The organism is Croceicoccus hydrothermalis (assembly GCF_022378335.1).
Taxonomy (GTDB): Bacteria; Pseudomonadota; Alphaproteobacteria; order Sphingomonadales; family Sphingomonadaceae; genus Croceicoccus; species Croceicoccus hydrothermalis.
The window spans coordinates 1-1,008 of the sequence record NZ_JAIQCI010000080.1; the positions used below are offsets into that span (position 1 = coordinate 1).

General features: G+C 58.4%; 2 pseudogenes. Both read left to right on the top strand.

Going from position 1 to position 1,008, the window contains the following annotated elements:
* Positions 1-82: 82 nt before the first annotated feature.
* Positions 83-589: pseudogene (locus tag K4G67_RS17370) on the top strand (transposase).
* Between the two features lie 77 nt (positions 590-666).
* Positions 667-1,008 (top strand): annotated as a pseudogene (locus K4G67_RS17375) (transposase); the annotation flags it as partial.

Below are 1,008 nucleotides of genomic sequence, written 5' to 3' on the forward strand. Positions count from 1 at the left end.
ACGACCTAGGCTCAGGACCTATTAAAGGGATTCTCCTGACAGTCTGATGCTTATTCATTGGCGGCGCTCAGGAGGCGTTGCCATGAGCGATTTGATTTGGTTGTCAGAGGCGCAGATGCGCACGATCGAGCCGTATTTTCCGCTGTCTCACGGCGTGCCCAAGGGCAATGATCGTTGGGTCATCAGTAGGATTATCTTCGTGGTCCATGACGGTCTGCGCTGACACGATGCACCTGCCGACGAGGGTCCGCCCAAGACGATCTATAACCGCTTCGTCCGCTGGAGCCGGATGGGCGTGTTCAACCGGATACCTGCAGCGCTAGCGGCCAAGGCTCTGCTGGGCGACCGAGGTTATGACGCCGACGGGTTCCAGCATGCCTTGATGGAGCGCGGCATTACCCCGTGCATCGCGTCAAAGGCGAACCGTAAAATCCCGATCCCGCACGATCGCACCCTCTATCGTCAGCGGCATAGGGTCGAAAATATGTTTGGCCGCCTTAAGGACTGGCGACGTATCCGCACCTGCTATGACCGCTGCGCCCACACCTTCTTCTCGGCCATCTGCCTCGCCGCCACCATCATCTTCTGACTGTGATCAATGAGTCCTGAGCCGAGATTTCCTCCATTGATAAGTAGAGTCCGGTCTTCGTCAATGAGACGGACGAGATGAAGCGGAGCGGGTTCAGCGAGGAACAGATCATCGCTGTTTTGAAGGAGGAGGCTGGGATGGCGACGGCGGATATAGGCCGTCGTCATGGGATCAGCTCGGCGACCTTCTGCACGTGGAAGTCCAGGTATGGCGGGCTGGAGGTGTAAGATACCCATCGTCTGCACCAGCTGAAGCAGGAGAACGAGCGGCTAAGAAGCTGCTGGTGGCCTCGATGCTGGACAACGACATGCTCAAGGAGATCAGCGCAAGAAATTCTAGTGCCAGGCGGCAGGCGGTGGTGCATCTCCAGGCCTGCGCGGTTTTGGGCGCTGCCGCATGGCACGCTCCCACACGATCGC